Annotated in this window: 14 protein-coding genes; 1 reads left to right on the forward strand and 13 read right to left on the reverse strand. The window is 66.1% G+C overall.

Translation table 11 applies throughout. The features are described 5' to 3' along the window. Positions 1–15 precede the first annotated feature (15 nt). The 13 genes from GHK24_RS06655 to GHK24_RS06715 all read right to left on the reverse strand — a co-directional run bounded on the left by GHK24_RS06655 (position 16) and on the right by GHK24_RS06715 (position 14,562). Positions 16–1,263: a dihydroorotase gene (locus tag GHK24_RS06655; protein ID WP_153470925.1), complete on the reverse strand. Its 1,248-nt coding sequence runs from the start codon at positions 1,261–1,263 to the stop codon at positions 16–18. A gap of 4 nt (positions 1,264–1,267) precedes the next feature. Beyond that, on the reverse strand, positions 1,268–2,227 hold the full coding sequence (locus GHK24_RS06660; RefSeq protein ID WP_153470928.1) for an aspartate carbamoyltransferase catalytic subunit: 960 nt from the start codon (positions 2,225–2,227) through the stop codon (positions 1,268–1,270). After that, positions 2,220–2,726, reverse strand: a complete 507-nt coding sequence (pyrR, locus tag GHK24_RS06665; RefSeq protein ID WP_153470931.1) for a bifunctional pyr operon transcriptional regulator/uracil phosphoribosyltransferase PyrR — start codon at positions 2,724–2,726, stop codon at positions 2,220–2,222. Before pyrR ends, GHK24_RS06660 begins: the two co-directional genes overlap by 8 nt. Before the next feature lie 49 nt (positions 2,727–2,775). Further along, a complete protein-coding gene (ruvX, locus tag GHK24_RS06670; protein ID WP_153470937.1) occupies positions 2,776–3,255 on the reverse strand; it encodes a Holliday junction resolvase RuvX in 480 nt (159 codons plus the stop codon). Further along, positions 3,248–3,808 carry a YqgE/AlgH family protein gene (locus tag GHK24_RS06675; protein ID WP_153470940.1) on the reverse strand — a complete coding sequence of 187 codons (561 nt, stop codon included), beginning with the start codon at positions 3,806–3,808 and terminating at the stop codon, positions 3,248–3,250. The genes ruvX and GHK24_RS06675 overlap by 8 nt, the downstream gene beginning before the upstream one ends. Positions 3,809–3,896: 88 nt before the next feature. Then, on the reverse strand, positions 3,897–4,091 hold the full coding sequence (locus GHK24_RS06680; RefSeq protein WP_153470943.1) for a hypothetical protein: 195 nt from the start codon (positions 4,089–4,091) through the stop codon (positions 3,897–3,899). Between the two features lies 1 nt (position 4,092). Then, positions 4,093–4,674 (reverse strand): electron transport complex protein RnfA, encoded by a 582-nt coding sequence (locus tag GHK24_RS06685; RefSeq protein ID WP_153470946.1) that lies wholly within the window; start codon positions 4,672–4,674, stop codon positions 4,093–4,095. Further along, positions 4,664–5,317, reverse strand: coding sequence for an electron transport complex subunit RsxE (gene rsxE / locus GHK24_RS06690; protein ID WP_153470950.1), 654 nt, complete (start codon positions 5,315–5,317; stop codon positions 4,664–4,666). The genes GHK24_RS06685 and rsxE overlap by 11 nt, the downstream gene beginning before the upstream one ends. Then, on the reverse strand, positions 5,314–6,000 hold the full coding sequence (locus GHK24_RS06695) for an RnfABCDGE type electron transport complex subunit G (RefSeq protein WP_209022614.1): 687 nt from the start codon (positions 5,998–6,000) through the stop codon (positions 5,314–5,316). The genes rsxE and GHK24_RS06695 overlap by 4 nt, the downstream gene beginning before the upstream one ends. After that, positions 5,997–7,160 (reverse strand): RnfABCDGE type electron transport complex subunit D, encoded by a 1,164-nt coding sequence (locus GHK24_RS06700; RefSeq protein WP_228384573.1) that lies wholly within the window; start codon positions 7,158–7,160, stop codon positions 5,997–5,999. The genes GHK24_RS06695 and GHK24_RS06700 overlap by 4 nt, the downstream gene beginning before the upstream one ends. Then, on the reverse strand, positions 7,157–8,530 hold the full coding sequence (gene rsxC, locus GHK24_RS06705) for an electron transport complex subunit RsxC (protein WP_153470953.1): 1,374 nt from the start codon (positions 8,528–8,530) through the stop codon (positions 7,157–7,159). The genes GHK24_RS06700 and rsxC overlap by 4 nt, the downstream gene beginning before the upstream one ends. 107 nt (positions 8,531–8,637) lie before the next feature. Then, positions 8,638–13,572 (reverse strand): 2-oxoacid:acceptor oxidoreductase family protein, encoded by a 4,935-nt coding sequence (locus tag GHK24_RS06710; RefSeq protein WP_153470956.1) that lies wholly within the window; start codon positions 13,570–13,572, stop codon positions 8,638–8,640. Between the two features lie 108 nt (positions 13,573–13,680). Beyond that, on the reverse strand, positions 13,681–14,562 hold the full coding sequence (locus GHK24_RS06715; RefSeq protein ID WP_153470959.1) for an RnfABCDGE type electron transport complex subunit B: 882 nt from the start codon (positions 14,560–14,562) through the stop codon (positions 13,681–13,683). A 531-nt stretch (positions 14,563–15,093) separates the two neighbouring features. Here GHK24_RS06715 and GHK24_RS06720 point away from each other — a divergent pair. Further along, the gene (locus GHK24_RS06720) at positions 15,094–16,602 is read left to right on the forward strand and encodes a cryptochrome/photolyase family protein (RefSeq protein WP_194286388.1); all 1,509 of its coding nucleotides are present in this window, start codon (positions 15,094–15,096) and stop codon (positions 16,600–16,602) included. The last annotated feature ends 196 nt before the right edge of the window (positions 16,603–16,798 follow it).

A 16,798-nucleotide genomic window follows, 5' to 3' on the forward strand; every position in this document is an offset into this window, starting at 1 on the left:
GGGGAACGCTCCGGCCTAGCGCTGGAAGACGACGCGGCCGCCGACGAGCGTGCTGTGCACGCGTCCTTGTACCTCGCGGCCGATGAACGGCGTGTTCTTGCCGCGGCTGCGCAGGGCGTCGGCGCTGACTTGCCAGCGCGCCTCCGGGTCGAAGAGGCAGATATCGGCGGCGTCGCCGGGCGTCAGCGCACCGGCACTCACGCCGAGGATGGCGGCCGAATCGCAGGTGATGCGTGCCAGCGCGACGGGTAGTGGCGTCGCCGTCTCGCGCGCCCATTGCAGGGTGAGCGGCAGCAGAAGTTCGAGCGCCGTCGCTCCTGGCGCGGCTTCGGCGAAGGGCAGTTGCTTGCCGTCTTCGTCGACGGGCGTGTGGTCGGAGCTGATGGCGGCGACACCGGCGGCGACGGCGGCGCGCAGGGCGTCGCGGTCAGCGGCGCTGCGCAGCGGGGGGTCGAAGCGGGCGTTGCTGTCGAAGAAGCCGATATCGCTATCCGAGAGGTGCAGGTGATAGATCGAGACGTCGCAGGTGACGGCCATCTTCGCCTGTTGTGCGGCGCGGATCAGCGCGATACCGGCGGCGGAGGAGATTCGCGCCAGATGCAGGCTGGCGCCCGTCGCCCGTGCGAGTTCGAGGCTGGAGGCGATGGCGACGGTCTCGGCGCAGACCGGGATGCCCGCCAGACCGAGACGCGAGGCGACTTCTCCATCGTGGGCGACGCCGTCGGCGGCGATCTGGTGGTCTTGCGGCTGCAGGCGGATGGCGTAACCGAACGTGGTGGCGTACTGCATCGCCCGCAGCAGCACCAGGCGGTCGGGGATCGGCTTTTTCGCCTGCGAGAAGCCGATGCAGCCGGCGCGGCTGAGCGTGTGCATTTCCGCGAGGCGCTCGCCGGCGAGTTGGGTGGTCAGCGCGCCAATCGGGTAGACGCGGGCCAGACCGGCAGCGGCGCTGCGCCGGACGAGGCGCTCCACCAGCCCGGGTTCGTCGAGCGGCGGGCTGGTGTCGGGCGGGCAGGCGAGCGAGGTGACGCCGCCGGCGACGGCAGCGGCCAGCTCGGTTTCGATGCCGGAGAGGCGCGTCGACAGGTCGACCAGGCCAGGGCAGACGACGAGGCCGCGTGCATCCAGGGTGTGCTCCGCTGTGAAACCGGCTGGAGCCTTGCCGATGGCGGCGATGCGACCGTCGGCGATGAAGAGGTCGAGCGTCGCGTCGATGCCGTTTTTCGGGTCGATGAGGCGGCCGTTGGTGATGTGTGTGCGCATGTTTTCAGTTCCCCGCCAGAATGCTCATGACCGCCATGCGAACGGCGATACCGAAGGTGACTTGCGGCAGGATCACGGCCTGCGCGCCGTCAGCGACGCCCGAGTCGATCTCGACGCCGCGGTTCATCGGTCCGGGGTGCATGACGATGGCGTCGGGTTTGGCGAGAGCCAGCATCGCCGGCGTCAGCCCGTAGCAGCGGAAATACTCGCCGGCCGAGGGCAGCAGGGCGCCATTCATGCGCTCGTTTTGCAGTCGTAGCATGATGACCACGTCGGCGTCGCGCAGACCGTCGGCGAGGTCGTGGCAGACGCGCACGCCCATCGATTCGACCGCCGAGGGCAGCAGTGTTTGCGGGCCGACGGCGCGGATTTCGCCGGTGCCGAGTGTAGTCAGCGCGTGGATGTCGGAGCGGGCGACGCGGGAGTGCAGGATGTCGCCGACGATGGCGACCGTCAGTGGCGAGAAATCCTTCTTGTAGTGACGGATCGTGTACATGTCGAGCAGGCCCTGCGTCGGGTGCGCGTGGCGACCGTCGCCGGCGTTGACGACGTGCACGTCGGTGCGGCCGACGCGGTGCAGGTGCTCGGTGATGAGGTAGGGCGCGCCCGACGAGGCGTGGCGGACGACGAACATGTCGGCGTGCATGGCGACGAGGTTGTCGATGGTGTCGAGCAGCGTCTCGCCCTTGGCCGTCGACGAGCGCGAGACGTCGAGGTTGATGACGTCGGCCGACAGGCGCTTGGCGGCGATTTCGAAGGTCGTGCGCGTGCGCGTCGAGTTTTCGAAGAAGAGGTTGAAGACGCTCTTGCCGCGCAGGAGCGGCACTTTCTTCACATCGCGGTCGGAGATTTCGAGGAAGCTCGACGCCGTGTCGAGAATCTGCGTGATGACGTCGCGTGGCAGACCGTCGGTCGACAGCAGGTGCGTGAGTTCGCCGGCGGCGTTGAGTTGCGGGTTATGCATGACGGGCAAGCCTCCACGCCAGAAGTCCATCATCGTTCGCTTCAAGGATCAGCTCTTCGCTGTCGCTGAGCGCCGCCTGCCAGGTGCAGAATTGCGGCTCGATAGGCAGTTCGCGACCGCCACGGTCGGCGAGCACCGCGAGATCGATGCGCGCCGGACGCCCGTAGTCGAAAAGTTCGTTGATTGCGGCCCGCGTCGTGCGCCCGGTGTAGAGCACGTCATCGACGAGGATCAGCGGGCGGCCTTCGACGGAAAACGGGATCGACGTCGGCCGCACCTGCGGGTGCAGGCCTTTCTCGCCGAAGTCGTCGCGGTAAAACGAGACGTCGATGAGACCGATCTCTTCTTCGAGGCCGAGCAGTTGGCGCAGCCGGCGCGCAATCCAGACACCGCCGCTATGGATGCCGATGAGTGCCGTGTCGGCGGCGAGATGGGGCGCGATCAGTGACGCGAGTTGCGCACAGTGCGCCTCGGCGTCGGGAAGGTCAGCGGGAAGCATGGTCGGGAAGTCCTGTGGGGGCCGGCAGGCGTGGCCGTTCCGGCGTCGTTCAAGTCGTGGGTGGCGTAAGAGGGCTGGCGGGCGCGGGGTGCGCGTCGAAGTACGATTGCAGGATGATCTGCGCGGCGACAGCGTCGATGCGCCCTCGGGCGTTGCGAGCATTGACACCGTTGTCACGCAGGCGCCCGGCCGCTTCGACGGAGCTCAGGCGTTCGTCCACATAGTCTACCGCCAGAGCAAAGCGACCGCGCAGCTGATTGCCAAAGCGGCGGCAGCGCAGGGTCATGGCGTGCTCTTCGCCGTCGAGCGACAGGGGCAGGCCGACGACCAGCTGGCTCGGCTGCCATTCCTCGATCAGCGCGGCAATGGCGGCGAAGCGCTCGGCGTTGGCGGCGCTGTCGATGACCGTCAGCGGGTGGGCGTGACCGAGCAGCGACTCGCCGACGGCGACGCCAATGCGGCGTTCGCCGAAGTCGAAGGCGAGGACGGCTCCCATGCGCGGATTGGCGGTGGCGTGCGACTCAGGCATGCCCGGCGGCGCCGGCAAGACGGGTGAAATCGATGCCGAGGATTTCCAGCGCCGAGGCGAGCCGGGTTTCGCTTGGCTGATCGAAGAGCACGGCCTCGTTGGCCGGGGCGGTGAGCCAGGCGTTTTCGCCCAGCTCCTGTTCGAGCTGGCCGGCGGACCAGCCGGCGTAGCCTAGCGCGATGATCAGGTCTTTCGGTTCGCCGTTCCTGGCGGCCGATTGCAGGATGTCGCGCGAGCTCGTCAGACCGATGCGCTCATTGACGACGAGGGTCGATTGCCAGTGCCCCACCGGCCGGTGCAATACGAAACCGCGATCGGTCTGCACCGGGCCGCCAAAGTACACGGGCTGACCGGCCAACTCGTCGACAGCGAGGGGCGTTTCCAGCTTCTCGAAGAGCGAGGCAAGGCTCATGTCCGTCGGACGATTGACGATGAGGCCCAGCGCGCCGCGTTCGTTGTGCTCCGCAATGTAGACGAGCGCGCGGGCGAAATACGGATCGCCCATCGCCGGCATGGCGATCAGGAAGTGGTCGGTGAGGTCGATGCTCTGCATGGGGGCATTCTATCGGCGACCTCGCCGGAGTCAAAGGAGTCGGCGTCGCAGCAAGGGCCCGCCGCCGCCGCGCGGCCCTCCTTCGTCCTCAGTGCTCGGCGCTCTTGCAGTTGCTGCCCGAGCTGCAGTCCTTTTTGAGGCTGCCGCAGCCGCAGCAGCCTTCCTGACGAAAAGGACCGAGTTCGGGATGCGTCGCGGCAAAGTGCCGGTAGATGCGCTGCACGAGGATCATGCCGACGAGCAGCGAGAAGATCGCGCTGACGGTGACGAGGTAGGTGAGCATTTCAGCCTCCGAGTCCCGCAAAGCCCATGAAGCCGAGCGACAGGATGCCAGCGAGCATCAGCGTCAGCGCCGTGCCCTGCATCATGTCGGGAACGTTGGACAGTTGCACGCGTTCGCGGACGCTGGCGAGCATCACCAGCGCCAGCGTGAAGCCGGCGCCGCCGCCGAGGGCGAACGTCATCGACTGCGCGAAATCGTAGTCGCGCGCCGTCTGGAAGAGCGCGACACCGAGCACGGCGCAGTTGGTCGTGATCAGCGGCAGGTAGATGCCCATGGCGCGGAAGAGGGCGGGGCTGCGTTTCTTGACGAACATTTCGACCAGTTGCACGGCCGAAGCGATGACGACGATGTAGCAGATGAGGCGCAGGAACTCCAGATGCAGCATGGAGAGGATGATGTTCAGCACGTAGGCCGACAGCGAGGCGATGACGATGACGAAGGTCGTCGCCAGACCGAGCGGGAAGGCGAGGCTGACGCTATGCGTTACGCCGAGGAAGGGGCACATGCCGAGAAACATCGCCAGCACGAAATTGCCCGAGAGGATCGTGCTGAGCAGGATTTGCCCGAGAGATTCACGCACCATGCTGGACTCCTTCCGCAGATGCGGCGGCCAGACGGGCCTTGCGCGCGCGCCACAGCGCGAACACCAGCAGCCAGCCGCCCATGACAAAGAAACCGCCCGGTGGCAGCACCATCACCACCCAGGGCTGGAAGTGTTCGCCGAACAGCGAGAGGCCAAAGAACGTGCCGTTACCGAGAATTTCCCGCACGCCGCCGATCATCGTCAGGCCGAGCGTGAAGCCAAGACCCATGCCGGTGGCGTTGACCGTCGCCGGCCAGGGCGAGACCTTGGCTGCGTGCGCTTCGGCGCGGCCGAGCACCAGGCAATTGGCGACGATCAGCTGGATATAGGCGCCGAGCGCTTCGTACAGCGACAGACTGAGCGCCTGAATGGCGTAGTCGGTGACGGTCACGAAGGTGGCAATGATGCCGATGTAGCTGGCGATGCGCACTTCCTTCGGGATGGCGTGGCGCAGCAGCGACACCAGCCAGCAGGAGGCGGCGAGCACGAAGGTCGTCGCCAGTCCCATGGAGATCGAGTTGATCGCCGAGACGGTGACGGCCATAGTCGGGCACATGCCGAGGACCATGACGAAGATCGGGTTGCGCTCCCACAGTCCTTCGGTGAACTCCTCCCAGGTCGAGGGAACATTGGTGTTCATCATGGTTTCGTCCTCAGTTGTTCGAGGTTGGGTACGAGGCGGGGCAGCAGGGCTTGTGCGGAATCGTTGATGCCACGGCCGACGGCGCGCGAGGTCACGGTGGCACCGGCGATGGCGTCAATCTGCCAGGGCTGCGTCTTGCTGCCGTGCTTGACCGTCTTCACCTCGTTGGCCAGCGCCGACAGATCGGCGTTGAGCTTGACGTCGAGTTCCTTGAAGTTGGCAAGGAAGTCCTTGTCGATCAGGATCTTGTCGCCAATGCCCGGCGTTTCGCGCATGGAGACGACGCCGATGCCGGTGATGCACTGGCACTCCGGCGAGTAGCCGAAGAGAACGCGGACGATGTCGGCGTAGCCCTTGGCGGCGGCCTCGGCGGCGATGCCGGCGAGCGCGTTGTTTTCGTCGTAGGCCGCGTAGAACTTGACGGCGCCGGCCGGCGGATCGCCCGCCTTGACGGGTTCGATACGGGCGCCGGGCAGGGCGTAGAACTCGCTGACCGTCTTGGCGTGCGGAATCACCTTGAAGACGGCGCGTTCGAGGGCGATGCGCTTGTTGTCAGCCACCGCCGAGAGCGTGCCCTGGTAGGAGCCGACGATGATCAGACCGCAGACGGCGGAAACGAGGCCCAGCGCCTTGATCATGGCGCCGGTTGGCGTGGCTTGTTGAGCGGAATTGGGCGTGTTCATGCGTCGGCCCCGTCTTTCTTGCGCGAAAAGCGCGAGGTGCGCGTCGGAGCGCGGGTGATTTCCGGTGCAATGAAGTCAGGGTCCAGCGTGAAGCTGGCCGGACGCTTCTGCCGGTTGAATACACCCTTGCCGAACGGCGTCGGTTGCGAGATGCGTTCGATCAGCGGCATCGAGGCGTTGCCGATGAGGATGGCGTACATGACGCCTTCCGGCAGGCCGCTGTAGTAGCGGATGACGACCGTCAGCACGCCGATCAGCACGCCGTACAGCACCATGCCGCGCGGCGTCACCGGCGAACTCACCATGTCGGTCGCCATGTAGATGGCGCCGATGATCAGCCCGCCCGAGAAGAGCATGAAGAGCGGATTCGGGTAATGCTCCGGATTGATCGAGTAGAGGACGAGCGCCAGCGCCGTCGCGCTGCCCAGAATGGACGCCGGAATGCGCCAGTCGAGGAAGCGTCGGGCGGCGAGATAGGCACCGCAGAGCAGGATCAGCAGGGGCGCCGGGCCGACCGCCATGTGCCCGGACAGCGAGGTCAGCAGATCGACAGCATTGGCCAGCACGCCTTCGAACTTCCATTTCGCCAGCGGCGTCGCGCCGGCCAGCGCATCGAGCTGACGCTCATGCAGCCAGACGCTGACGTCGGCCGGCATCATCAGCGGCATGGCCAGCGAGGAGGGAACGAACTCGCTGAAACGGCCGGGCAGGAAGGACGGCGTGTAGGTGGCGATGGCCGTGGGGAAGGCCGCCTGAACGAACGCCCGGCCGACGAGCGCCGGATTGAAGACGTTAAAGCCGATGCCGCCGAAAATGGCCTTGCCCAGCGCAATCGCTACCGCGCCGGCGACGAAGCCCATCCACAGAGGGAAACCGGGCGGCAGCGACAGCGCCAGCAGGATGCCGGTGATCGTCGCCGACCAGTCGGCGAGGCGGCCGGCCTGCGTGCCGGTGGCGAGAAAGAAACGCTCCGTCAGCAGGCAGGCGCCCGTGACGACGATCAGCAAGGCGGCGGCCGAGATGCCGTACTGGAAGATGAAGAAAGCGCAGACCGGCAGCAAGGAGTAGACGACGTTGCGCATGATCTGCTCAACGCTGCGGGGCGCCTTGACGTGCGGGGCGCTGCGAATCTCGACGGTGGGTGTCATTTTGCTGCTCATTTGGCCGATTTCTCCCGCAGAACCTGCTTGGCGACGCGGAATTGCTGGACCAGCGGGATGTTCGACGGGCACACGTAGGTGCAGCAACCGCACTCGAAACACTCGCCGAGGAAGTAGCCTTCCGCCATCGCGTCGTATTCGCGCTTGGCCGCCAGCATGCCGAGTTGCGAGGGGTTGAGCCCCATCGGGCAGGCACCGACGCATTCGCCGCACTTGATGCACGGGTAGGTGGTGACGTTCTCACGCTGCGCGAGGTCTTCGCCACGGAAGACCAGCACGCCGGAGACGCCCTTGGTGATCGGGATGTCGAGCGAGGGCAGCGCTTGCCCCATCATTGGTCCGCCGAGAATGACCTGCCGCGCGTCGTTCATGCCGGCCGGTGCGCCGGCGTAGTCGAGGATGAAGCGCAGCGGCGTGCCGAGCGGCACACGGTAGTCGCCGGGGCGGCTGACGCCGGGGCCGGTGATTGTCACCACGCGCTCGGTCAGGCCGCGTCCGCTGGGCAGGAGACGGCCGAGCGCCGCCAGCGTGCCGACGTTGTTGACCACCATGCCGAGCGAAATCGGCAGCTTGCCCGAGGGGACTTCGACGCCGAACAGCGCCATCAGCAGCATCTTTTCCGAGCCCTGCGGATACTTGGTCGGCACGGCTTCGACGAAGATGGCGCCGTCGGGCTGGCCTGCAGCTTCGTGACGGGCAATCGCCGCCTTGATGGCGGCGACTGCGGCTGGTTTGTTGTCTTCGACGCCGATGATCGCGCGCACGGCGCCCGTGGCGCGCAGCCCGTAGCGGATACCGGCGATCAGGTCGTCGGCTTCCTCGACCATGACGCGATGGTCACAGGTGAGGTAGGGCTCGCATTCGCAGCCGTTGACGACCAGCGTATGCGCCTTGGCGCCCGCCGGGATGGCGAGCTTGGCGTAGGTCGGGAAGGCGGCGCCGCCCAGGCCCACCATGCCGCTGTCGCGGATCGCCTGGCGCAACTCGTCGCTGCTGGCCTTGGCAAGATCACGCGGATTGGCGCAGAGGTCTTCCTGGCTGGAGCCGGGATGAACGCGGATGACGATGGCCGGCGCCCACGGGCCGCGGGCGCTCGGCCGCAGTTCGATGGCTTCGACGACGCCGGTGGCCGGCGCGTGATGCGGCACCGACAGGCCATCGTCGGCGCGGGCGATGAGTTGCCCGCGCTGAACTTCTTCGCCGACACGCACGACTGGCAGCGCCGGCTTGCCGATGTGCTGCGACAGCGGCACGACCAGTCGCGGCGCGAACGGCAGGCGCCGGATCGGCGTGTCCGCCGTCAGCTTGCACGACGGCGGGTGAATGCCGCGCTCGAAGGCTTCGTTGCGGAAATAGGATAGAAAATTCATGGCTCGCTTCGCGGCCGCGAGTAACGACACCCGCCGGGCGCAGGATGGCGGACCATCCTGTCCCGGCGCGGGCGGCGCCTCGCCGGCCTCTCCGGTTCAGTACCGCGTCAATTGAACTTCGCGGCGCGCGCGATCAGCTTGTCGATGCCGGCCTCGCTGGTGTTCCAGGGCGTTCCCGGATGGATGCAGCCGGCCGTGCACTTCTCGGCGGCCTTGACGAGATCGGCGAACTTGCCGCCCTTGGCGTCGGCGACGACAGCCTGCTTCTGGTCGTTGTAGGCAAAGACCTTCGGCGCGATGTTCATGCATTCGTCGCAGGCGGTGCATTCCGGGCTGTCGATCCAGATCGCCTCGTAGCCATCGGCGGCGACCGCGGCGGTTGCCGTAGCGACCGGAGCGACCGTCGTGGCCGTGGCCGCAGCGACGGGAGCCACCGCGGCGGAGACGCCGAGGCTTTCGCTGATGCGACGGATGAGGTCCGTCCGGACGCGTTCGGCAACGGCTTCGGCATCTTCCGGCGTGCGCGTCAGACCGGCGACGTCCTTCAGCTGACGCCAGTAGCGCAGGCGTTCTTCGGCGGCCAGCACCAACTCTTCGGCGACCAGCAGTCGCGTCAGCTGATTCTTGCGGTCGGTCGCCCAGATGAAGGGGTACTTGCCTTCGCGTTCGTCGGCGTCCATTTCGAGGAATTCCGCGAGCTGGATCATGTCGCCGTTCCACGTCTCGGCCGGGGCGCGCTTGAACTGCTTGCCGAAGCGGGCTTCCGTCGCGGCGAAATCGGCAAAGGTCATCGGCAGCGTCAGGGTGCGCTCGGCGCCCTTCGGGTCGACATAGCGCAGCGTGTAGGTCGGCCAGTCAGTTTCCAGCGACGGGTTGCCTTCGAGGCTGACGCATTCGCTGAAGGTCGTGCCGGCGTCCGGATCGAACTTGAACAGCGGGTAGGCGCGGCCTTCGACAGCGAGCTTGCTTTGTGCAGTCGTGCGGTCATCGCCGACACCGTGTTCCGGCGGGCAGACGGCGTAGATGTTGAAGAGCGCCGGACGGCGGCTGTTCAGGCCGTCGATGAAGCCTTCGAGCAGGTGGTTCACGTTGGCGACGGTGCTCTGCATGACGTAGGCGGTGCGGTGCGCCATGCCGATCAGCGAGATTTCCTTGCGTGCTTCGCTCTTGCCCTTCTTCGCCTTGCCGAACGGTGCCATGTCGGACACCTGGCTGATGAAGCCGGAGGTGCAGGCCTGGCCGCCGGTGTTGGAGTACACCTGCGTATCGACCACCAGTACCTTGATCGGCATGCCGGACATCATGGCGCGCGACAGATTCTGGAAGCCGATGTCGTACATGGCGCCGTCACCGCCCAGGCTGACGACCGGCGGGCAGAGGTGCCATTCGTCCTCGCTGAACTGGTTCCAGTTGAAGCGGCGGAAGAAGTCCTCGTGCTTCTCGGCCGAGTACTGGCCGGCGAGTTCGAGTTCGGCCATGCGCACAGCCTTGAAGCCTTCGGCCATCTTCGCCATGTGGCCTTCGAAGATGCCCATGGCGACGGACGGCGAATCCTGGAAGAGGTGCGAGGTCCACGGGAAGGGGTAGGGGCTGAAGGGGTAGGTCGAGGCCCAGACCGAGGTGCAGCCGGTCGAGTTGATCATGCCCATTTCCGCGCGGCCCTTCTTGCTCGGGCCTTCGACGTAGCGCCAGCGCAGATCCTTGAGCTTCTCGAGCAGTTGCGCGACCCAGCGTACCCACTGCGGATCGAGCGGGCGCGAGGGTTTGTCGGCCATGACTTGCGCCGAGAGTTCGGCCAGCGTCAGATCGCGGTCGCTGGCGGCATCGACGGCGGCAACCATGGCGCGCGTGTCGGCGATGTCGATCGACTCGGTGAGCTTCATGCGCAGGTGCTTTTCGAGGCTGGCGATCAGCGTGTCGAGGCGGTCGACGAATGTCTTGACGCGCGGTTGCATCAGCGCCGTGACGGTCGAGGTGAAGAGGTGGATGGCCGTCTTTTCACCGCAACCCAGGCAGGCGCCGTCGCCGCAGGTCATCGAGTTGTAGTTGCGCTTGTCGAGCAGCAGCGTGTCGAGCGCGCCAATCTTTTCGTCGAGGCTGTCGATGCGGGAGAACTGGGCCGGCGTCGTCGGCAGGTCCATCCACAGGCTCCAGTCGCGCTTCATCTTGGCGATGGTGTCGTCGGTTTGCGTCGTCATCGCCAGCGCTTGGTCGTCGCAGACTTCGACGCACAGGCCGCAGGCCTTGCAGGTGTAGGGATTGACGGTGATCGAGAAGAGACCGCCGCTGCCCTTGGCCTTCTTCTCACGCTGCGACCAGTAGGGCTTGGTGGTGGCGAACTTGAAGTCGCCGACCTGCGCGCGCAGCCAGCCGAGTTCTTCGGCGGTCTTTTCGCGTTCGGCTTCCGGCGCTTCGGCGAGCGTCGCGGCGATGGCCGTTTCGAGGGCGGCGGCGATGTTGGCGCCGTCGCTGGCGATCTGTTCGCGCAGCTTCTTTTCCAGCGTGCGCACGGCGCGGCGCAGGAAGCGCGTCGGCTGGCCGCCGGTTTCGATACGGCTGATCGCCGTCGCAAAGACGTCGGCGATGGTCGACACGAGGCCGGGGATGGCGCTGTCCGGGCAGACCGTGTAGCACTTGCCGCAGGCGGTGCAGTTCTCGGCGGTCCACTCCGGCTGCTCAAAGCGAATGCCGGTCATGTCGCGGAAGACGCCCGTCGCGGCCGGCATGATCGACATGCCGATGAACGGATCGACGAGGTTGTCCGAGCCGTGGCCGGTGGCGTAGAAATGGCCGGTCTGTTCCCAGAAACGGTGGATGTCGAGCTGGCGGCCGTCGCCTTGCGGTTGCAGCTTGAGCAGGGCCGGCAGGCCGGCTTCCTTGACGGCGCCGCCCTTGCGCGTGACGCCGACGACCTTTTCGGTGATCTCGGTCAGTTCGCGGAAGCCGCGCTCGACGACGCGCAGGTTGTTGGCGACAACGCTCTTACCCTTGCTGCCGAACTTCGCTTGCAGCTGGTCTTCGATGGCCTTGAACAGCGACTCTTCGCTCAGCTTGGCGTTCTGCATCACCGGGCTGGCAGCGAAGAAGGCGCCCTGGAAGGCGATGCCCTGCATCCGCAGTTGCAGTTCGGCACTACCGGCTTCGTCGCGGGCGATCTGGAAGGCGTCGAGATAGAAGACGCGGATGTCCTGTTCGACGATCTGCTTTTGCGCCCACAGCGGGAAGTGCGCCCAGGTGTCGGCGCCGAGGTTGGACTGGATGATGAAAACGCCGCCCTTCTTCAGGCCGGAGAGCGGGTTGCTGTGGCCGAAAACGGAGGGGTCGGGCGAGAGAACGACGTCGACGAAGAGGTATTCGCTGTTGACGCGGATCGGTTCCGGCGCGGCCGACAGGTAGTAGGTCGTCGGCTGGCCCTTCTTTTCGGAGCCGTACTTCGGATTCGCCTTGATGTCGTAACCGAGCAGCTCAAACAGGGTGACGGCGAGGTTCTTGCCGGTGGTGATGGCGCCCCAGCCGCCGATCGAGTGCATGCGCACGGTGATCGCGCCCTGCGGCAGCAGGTTCGGGTTTTCCGAGCCGCGCACCGACAGTTCCTTGATGCGCGGGTAGGCAGCGACGATTTCCTGCTGGTGGATTTCGTCCTTCGGATTGAGCGGTTCGCGCTGGAAGTCGACGGAGAGGTAGAAGAACTTGCGTTGGGCGCCGTCCGGCAGCATGTTTTCGATGGCGCCGATGATGGCTTCCGGCTGCATGTCGCGCGAACCGAGGCCATAGCAGCCGGAGTACAGGCGCGGCATGTCGCCGGGGCCGTAGGCGGCGTAGTCGGTGTAGGCGCTGCTGCCGCCGGCGAGACCGTTTTCCATGCACTTGACGACGGTGGCGCGCACTTCGCGCATCAGCGGCAAGTCTTCGGAGAGAGGCTGGTCGGTACGTTCGAGGACGGCAACGCCCTTCTTGCCGCGCAGCACATGGCCGAGCAGGTCGCCGGGGAAGGGGCGGAACATGGTGATGTTGACCACGCCGACCTTGAGACCACGCGTTGCACGCAGGTAGTCGGCGACGGCTTCGGCCTGCACCAGCATCGAACCCATGCCGACGATCAGGTAGTCGGCATCGGCGGCGGCGTAGGCGGAAACGCGGTTATAGCGACGGCCGGTCAGCTCGGCGTACTCGGCCATGCACTTTTCGGAGAGGTCCGAGATGTGGGCGAAGAAATAGGGGCGCTGCGCGGCGACCGCCTGCATGTAGGCGTCCTGATTTTGCACGACGCCGGAGACCATCGGCGCGTCGACGTCCCAGATGGCCGGCACGCGGCGGCGCGTCGGGCCATAGATCATCTGCTGCGCCGGCGTCGGCGTGTCGATGATGTCGTCCGGGCGGCCGAGGAATTCGGCGACGAGTTCGCGCTCGGGCAGGCGGGCCGATTCGATCAGGTGCGTCGTCAGGAAGCCGTCCTGACCGACGATGGCCGGCGTCAGCGACAGTTCGGCGGTCTTGCGTGCGATCAGATTGAGGTCGGCGGCTTCCTGCGCGTTCTTCGCCATCACCTGAATGAAGCCGGTGTCGTCGACGCAGTGGTAGTCGTCGTGGCTGCAGTGCACGTTCAGGCTGGTCTTGGTGATGGCGCGGCAGCCCATGTTCAGCACGTAGGGCAGGCGTTTGCCGACGGCACCGTAGAGCGACTCGTGCATGAAGGCGACGCCTTGTGCCGATGAGAAGTTGACGGCGCGCAGGCCGGTCATCGCCATGCCGGCGGTGACGCCGGCGGCGGCGTGTTCGGACTCCGGCTCGATGAAGATCAGCGGCCGTTCGGAGACGTTGAGATGGCCGGCGGCGACCTCTTCCGCCCAGTATTCGCCCATCTGCGTCGACGGCGTGATCGGGTAGGCGCCCGCGGCGTCGGACGCTTCGCGTTCGACGTGGATGACCGCGCTGTTGCCGTCAACGGCTTCGCGCACGCCGGGGTATTTCACCGACTGGCCTTCCTTGGTGCCCGAGGTGCTACTTTCCAGTAACGAGAAATGAAACAGCTTCTTCAACATGGCAGGATGCTCCGGATCAATGAATGCGGTGATTTCCCCGGCACAGGGGCGCGTGCAACGCCGGCCGGTGTGTCGGGGAGAGAAGAATGGGCATGGGCGACGCTGGCGTCAGGAATGCAGCAGCGGCAGATCGTTGGTGCGCAGGATGCGGCGGGCGGCCATACCCTTGATCGGGCGGTCTGGCGTCGCGTACCAGACGATGGCGCCGGAGGCGCAGCGCTCGATGTCGGAGCGTTTCGCCTGATCGCGTCGCGCCGGGTCGATGACGGCGAGGTTCTGGTCGATGCGGATGAGATCGGGGGCGGCATCGGCAACGCATTTGCCGCAGGCCGTGCAGGCCACTTCGCAGGCCGCTTCGGCGACGTCGCCTTCCGCGCGGTTCTTGCAGGCGACCCAGAGTGCGTGTTTGACGGACTCAATGGAGAAGAGGCCTTTCGGGCAGGCGTCGACACAATCGCCACAGGCGGTGCATTTTTCAGCATCGACAACCGGCAGGCCGTGGGCGTCGAGGGCCAGCGCGCCAAACTGGCAGACGCTGACACAGTCGCCAAGGCCGAGGCAGCCCCATGCGCATTCCTTGCCGCCACCGCCCACGACCGTCGCGGCGCGGCAGGTCTTCAGGCCGGCGTAGCGGGCGCGCAGGAAAGCGACGTGGCGTCCGCCGCCACAGGCGAGGCGGGCGATCTTGCGCTCGATGCTGCCGGCGTCAACGCCGAGCAGATTGGCGATGTCTTCGCGTTGCTTCGGCGAACTGACCGTGCATTGCGCCGGCACGACTTCGCCGTCGACGGCCTTTTCGGCAAAGGCGCGGCAGCCGGCTTGCCCGCAGGCACCACAGTTTGATTTGGGGAGCAGGTCTTCGACCTCGCCGATGCGGGGGTCTTCCCAGACGTAGAGCTTGCGATTGGCAGCCGCCAGCATCGCCGCCAGGAAAATTCCCAGGGCCGCCATGAAGCCGCCTGCCACCGCCAGTGTCGATACCGATTCCATTGCGCGCTCCACCCCGATGCGCAGACGGCATGGGGTTCCATGTTTTCGCCAACAACAAGTGACACGCTCGCGACGCACATCCCGCCGGGCCGATATTGCGGCGCAGCAGTCGGGGTGTTGATTCGCGATCTTGCCCGGTCTCTTCGTCCGCCACCTTTAGGGCACGGGCCGCGAGACCGGTCACGGCGCGGCCGGGGTATGGTCCGGCCTGCATGGCGGGAAGCGGCTTGCGGCATCCCGGGACTGAGACGCGACGGACTTCTGTGGGTCCGCAACGTTCGTGAGGCGTGCATTATAGAAATTTCGTCGCATTGCAACAACCCGGCATTTTGGTCGGGTTTTCCGCGTGGCAAGAGCACGTTGGCGTAGCGCCTGATGACATCGGCGCGTGACGTTGGTCTCCGTTGCCGCCGCTGTCATTGCTGGCCGTGGCGCGCGGCGCGAGGTGCGACGAGATGCGCGCGGCCGATACTCTCGCCGATAATGCTGGCCGTTGAATGCGCGTTTTTTTTGCTGAATGTGGTGGATACGATGTCTGATCAGTCTTCTTTGCCCCGGCTGGATGCTGCCCTCGTCTGGTTTCGTCGCGATTTGCGCGACGTCGACAACACTGCGCTGGCGGAGGCCTTGCGGCGGGCGCGGCGTGTTTACTGTGTGTTCGTGTTTGATCGCGACATTCTCGATATCTTGCCGCGCAAGGCGGATCGGCGCGTCGAGTTCATCCACGCCAGCGTCGTTGAGTTGGCGGCGGCCTTGCGCGCGCGCGGTGGCGGCCTGATCGTGCGCGAGGCGAGCGCGCGTGATGAGATCCCCCGTCTGGCGCGTGAACTGGGCGTTGCGGCAGTGTTCGCCAACCGCGATTACGAGCCGGCGGCCAAGGCGCGCGATGCGGCGGTGGCGGCGCGTTTGCAGGCTGACGGCATCGCCTTCGAGGATTTCAAGGATCAGGTGATCTTCGATGGCGCCGAAGTGCTGACGCAGGGCGGGCGGCCGTACGGGGTATTCACGCCGTATCGCACGGCCTGGCTCAAGCGGCTGGGCGAGGACGATCTGCGCGCGGCCGACGCTGGCGCGGAATGCGGGACGCTTTGTGCGCCAGCGCTGCCCCCCTTGCCGACACTGGTCGACTTGGGCTTTGCGCCGACCGGGCTCGCCGACTTGGGCATTCAGCCGGGGATGCAGGGGGCGCGTGCGACGCTGGCGGCGTTTCTGCCGCGACTGGCCCGCTACCACGAGCAGCGTGATTTCCCGGCAGTGCGCGGCGTGTCTTACCTGTCGGTGCATCTGCGCTTCGGAACGGTGTCGATCCGCCATTTGGTGTCGCTGGCCAATGCCGTGCGTCTGGGGCGTGGCGGCGAGTATGGGCTGGCCTCGACGGCGGAGGCAGCCGAAGGCGGGCGGGTCTGGTTGAGCGAGCTGGTCTGGCGTGATTTCTACTTCATGATCCTCGATCACTTTCCGCAGGTCGTCGCGCGGGCCTTCAAGCCGGAATGCGATGCCGTCGTGTGGGAGACGGGGGCCGCCGCCGAGGCTGATTTTGCTGCGTGGTGTGCGGGGCGCACGGGCTATCCACTGGTCGATGCGGCGATGCGGCAGCTGGCGCACAGCGGCTACATGCACAACCGTCTGCGCATGGTCGTTGCCGCTTTTCTCTGCAAGGATCTCGGCATCGACTGGCGGCGAGGCGAGGCTTTTTTTGCCGAGCACCTCAATGACTTCGATCTGGCGGCCAACAATGGCGGCTGGCAGTGGTCGGCGTCGACGGGCTGTGATGCGCAGCCGTGGTTCCGCATTTTCAATCCGGTCACGCAGTCGCAGCGCTTCGATCCGGAGGGGCGTTTCATCCGCCGCTATGTGCCGGAGTTGAACGCCGTCCCTGTGCGTCATCTGCATGCGCCCTGGCTGATGTCGGCGGCCGAGCAGTCGGCGTGCGGCGTCGTCATCGGTCGCGACTATCCCGCGCCCTGCGTTGATCACGCGGCGGCGCGTACGCGCACCTTGGCGCGTTATGGCGTCCTCAAGGCGGCGGCTGGTGAGTGAGGTGGGGCGGGCGTTCCGGTCGGAGTGTGGATGGTCCGCTCAGTAGGTAACTGGCTCGCCAGCGGAAGGGGGGCTGTTTGCACCGAGGGCGGTGGCGGTCGGCCTGTCGACTAAGCTCGCCACTTTGTTATTCGATCGAGGCATAACAACATAATCCGAAAGACTTTGGCGTTATAGATGGCCTGCGTATAGTGGC

It is taken from the genome of Rhodocyclus gracilis (assembly GCF_009617575.1).
Lineage (GTDB): Bacteria > Pseudomonadota > Gammaproteobacteria > Burkholderiales > Rhodocyclaceae > Rhodocyclus > Rhodocyclus gracilis.

What these genes read in the sequence shown, in the direction of transcription:
- GHK24_RS06700 (WP_228384573.1), bottom strand. Translation starts at nt 7,160, where the DNA reads ATGAGCAGCAAAATGACACCCACCGTCGAGATTCGCAGCGCCCCGCAC.
- pyrR (WP_153470931.1), bottom strand. Translation starts at nt 2,726, where the DNA reads ATGCTTCCCGCTGACCTTCCCGACGCCGAGGCGCACTGTGCGCAACTC.
- GHK24_RS06655 (WP_153470925.1), bottom strand. Translation starts at nt 1,263, where the DNA reads ATGCGCACACACATCACCAACGGCCGCCTCATCGACCCGAAAAACGGC.
- rsxE (WP_153470950.1), bottom strand. Translation starts at nt 5,317, where the DNA reads ATGATGAACACCAATGTTCCCTCGACCTGGGAGGAGTTCACCGAAGGA.
- GHK24_RS06710 (WP_153470956.1), bottom strand. Translation starts at nt 13,572, where the DNA reads ATGTTGAAGAAGCTGTTTCATTTCTCGTTACTGGAAAGTAGCACCTCG.
- GHK24_RS06675 (WP_153470940.1), bottom strand. Translation starts at nt 3,808, where the DNA reads ATGCAGAGCATCGACCTCACCGACCACTTCCTGATCGCCATGCCGGCG.
- GHK24_RS06720 (WP_194286388.1), top strand. Translation starts at nt 15,094, where the DNA reads ATGTCTGATCAGTCTTCTTTGCCCCGGCTGGATGCTGCCCTCGTCTGG.
- ruvX (WP_153470937.1), bottom strand. Translation starts at nt 3,255, where the DNA reads ATGCCTGAGTCGCACGCCACCGCCAATCCGCGCATGGGAGCCGTCCTC.
- GHK24_RS06695 (WP_209022614.1), bottom strand. Translation starts at nt 6,000, where the DNA reads ATGAACACGCCCAATTCCGCTCAACAAGCCACGCCAACCGGCGCCATG.
- GHK24_RS06660 (WP_153470928.1), bottom strand. Translation starts at nt 2,227, where the DNA reads ATGCATAACCCGCAACTCAACGCCGCCGGCGAACTCACGCACCTGCTG.
- rsxC (WP_153470953.1), bottom strand. Translation starts at nt 8,530, where the DNA reads ATGAATTTTCTATCCTATTTCCGCAACGAAGCCTTCGAGCGCGGCATT.
- GHK24_RS06680 (WP_153470943.1), bottom strand. Translation starts at nt 4,091, where the DNA reads ATGCTCACCTACCTCGTCACCGTCAGCGCGATCTTCTCGCTGCTCGTC.
- GHK24_RS06715 (WP_153470959.1), bottom strand. Translation starts at nt 14,562, where the DNA reads ATGGAATCGGTATCGACACTGGCGGTGGCAGGCGGCTTCATGGCGGCC.
- GHK24_RS06685 (WP_153470946.1), bottom strand. Translation starts at nt 4,674, where the DNA reads ATGGTGCGTGAATCTCTCGGGCAAATCCTGCTCAGCACGATCCTCTCG.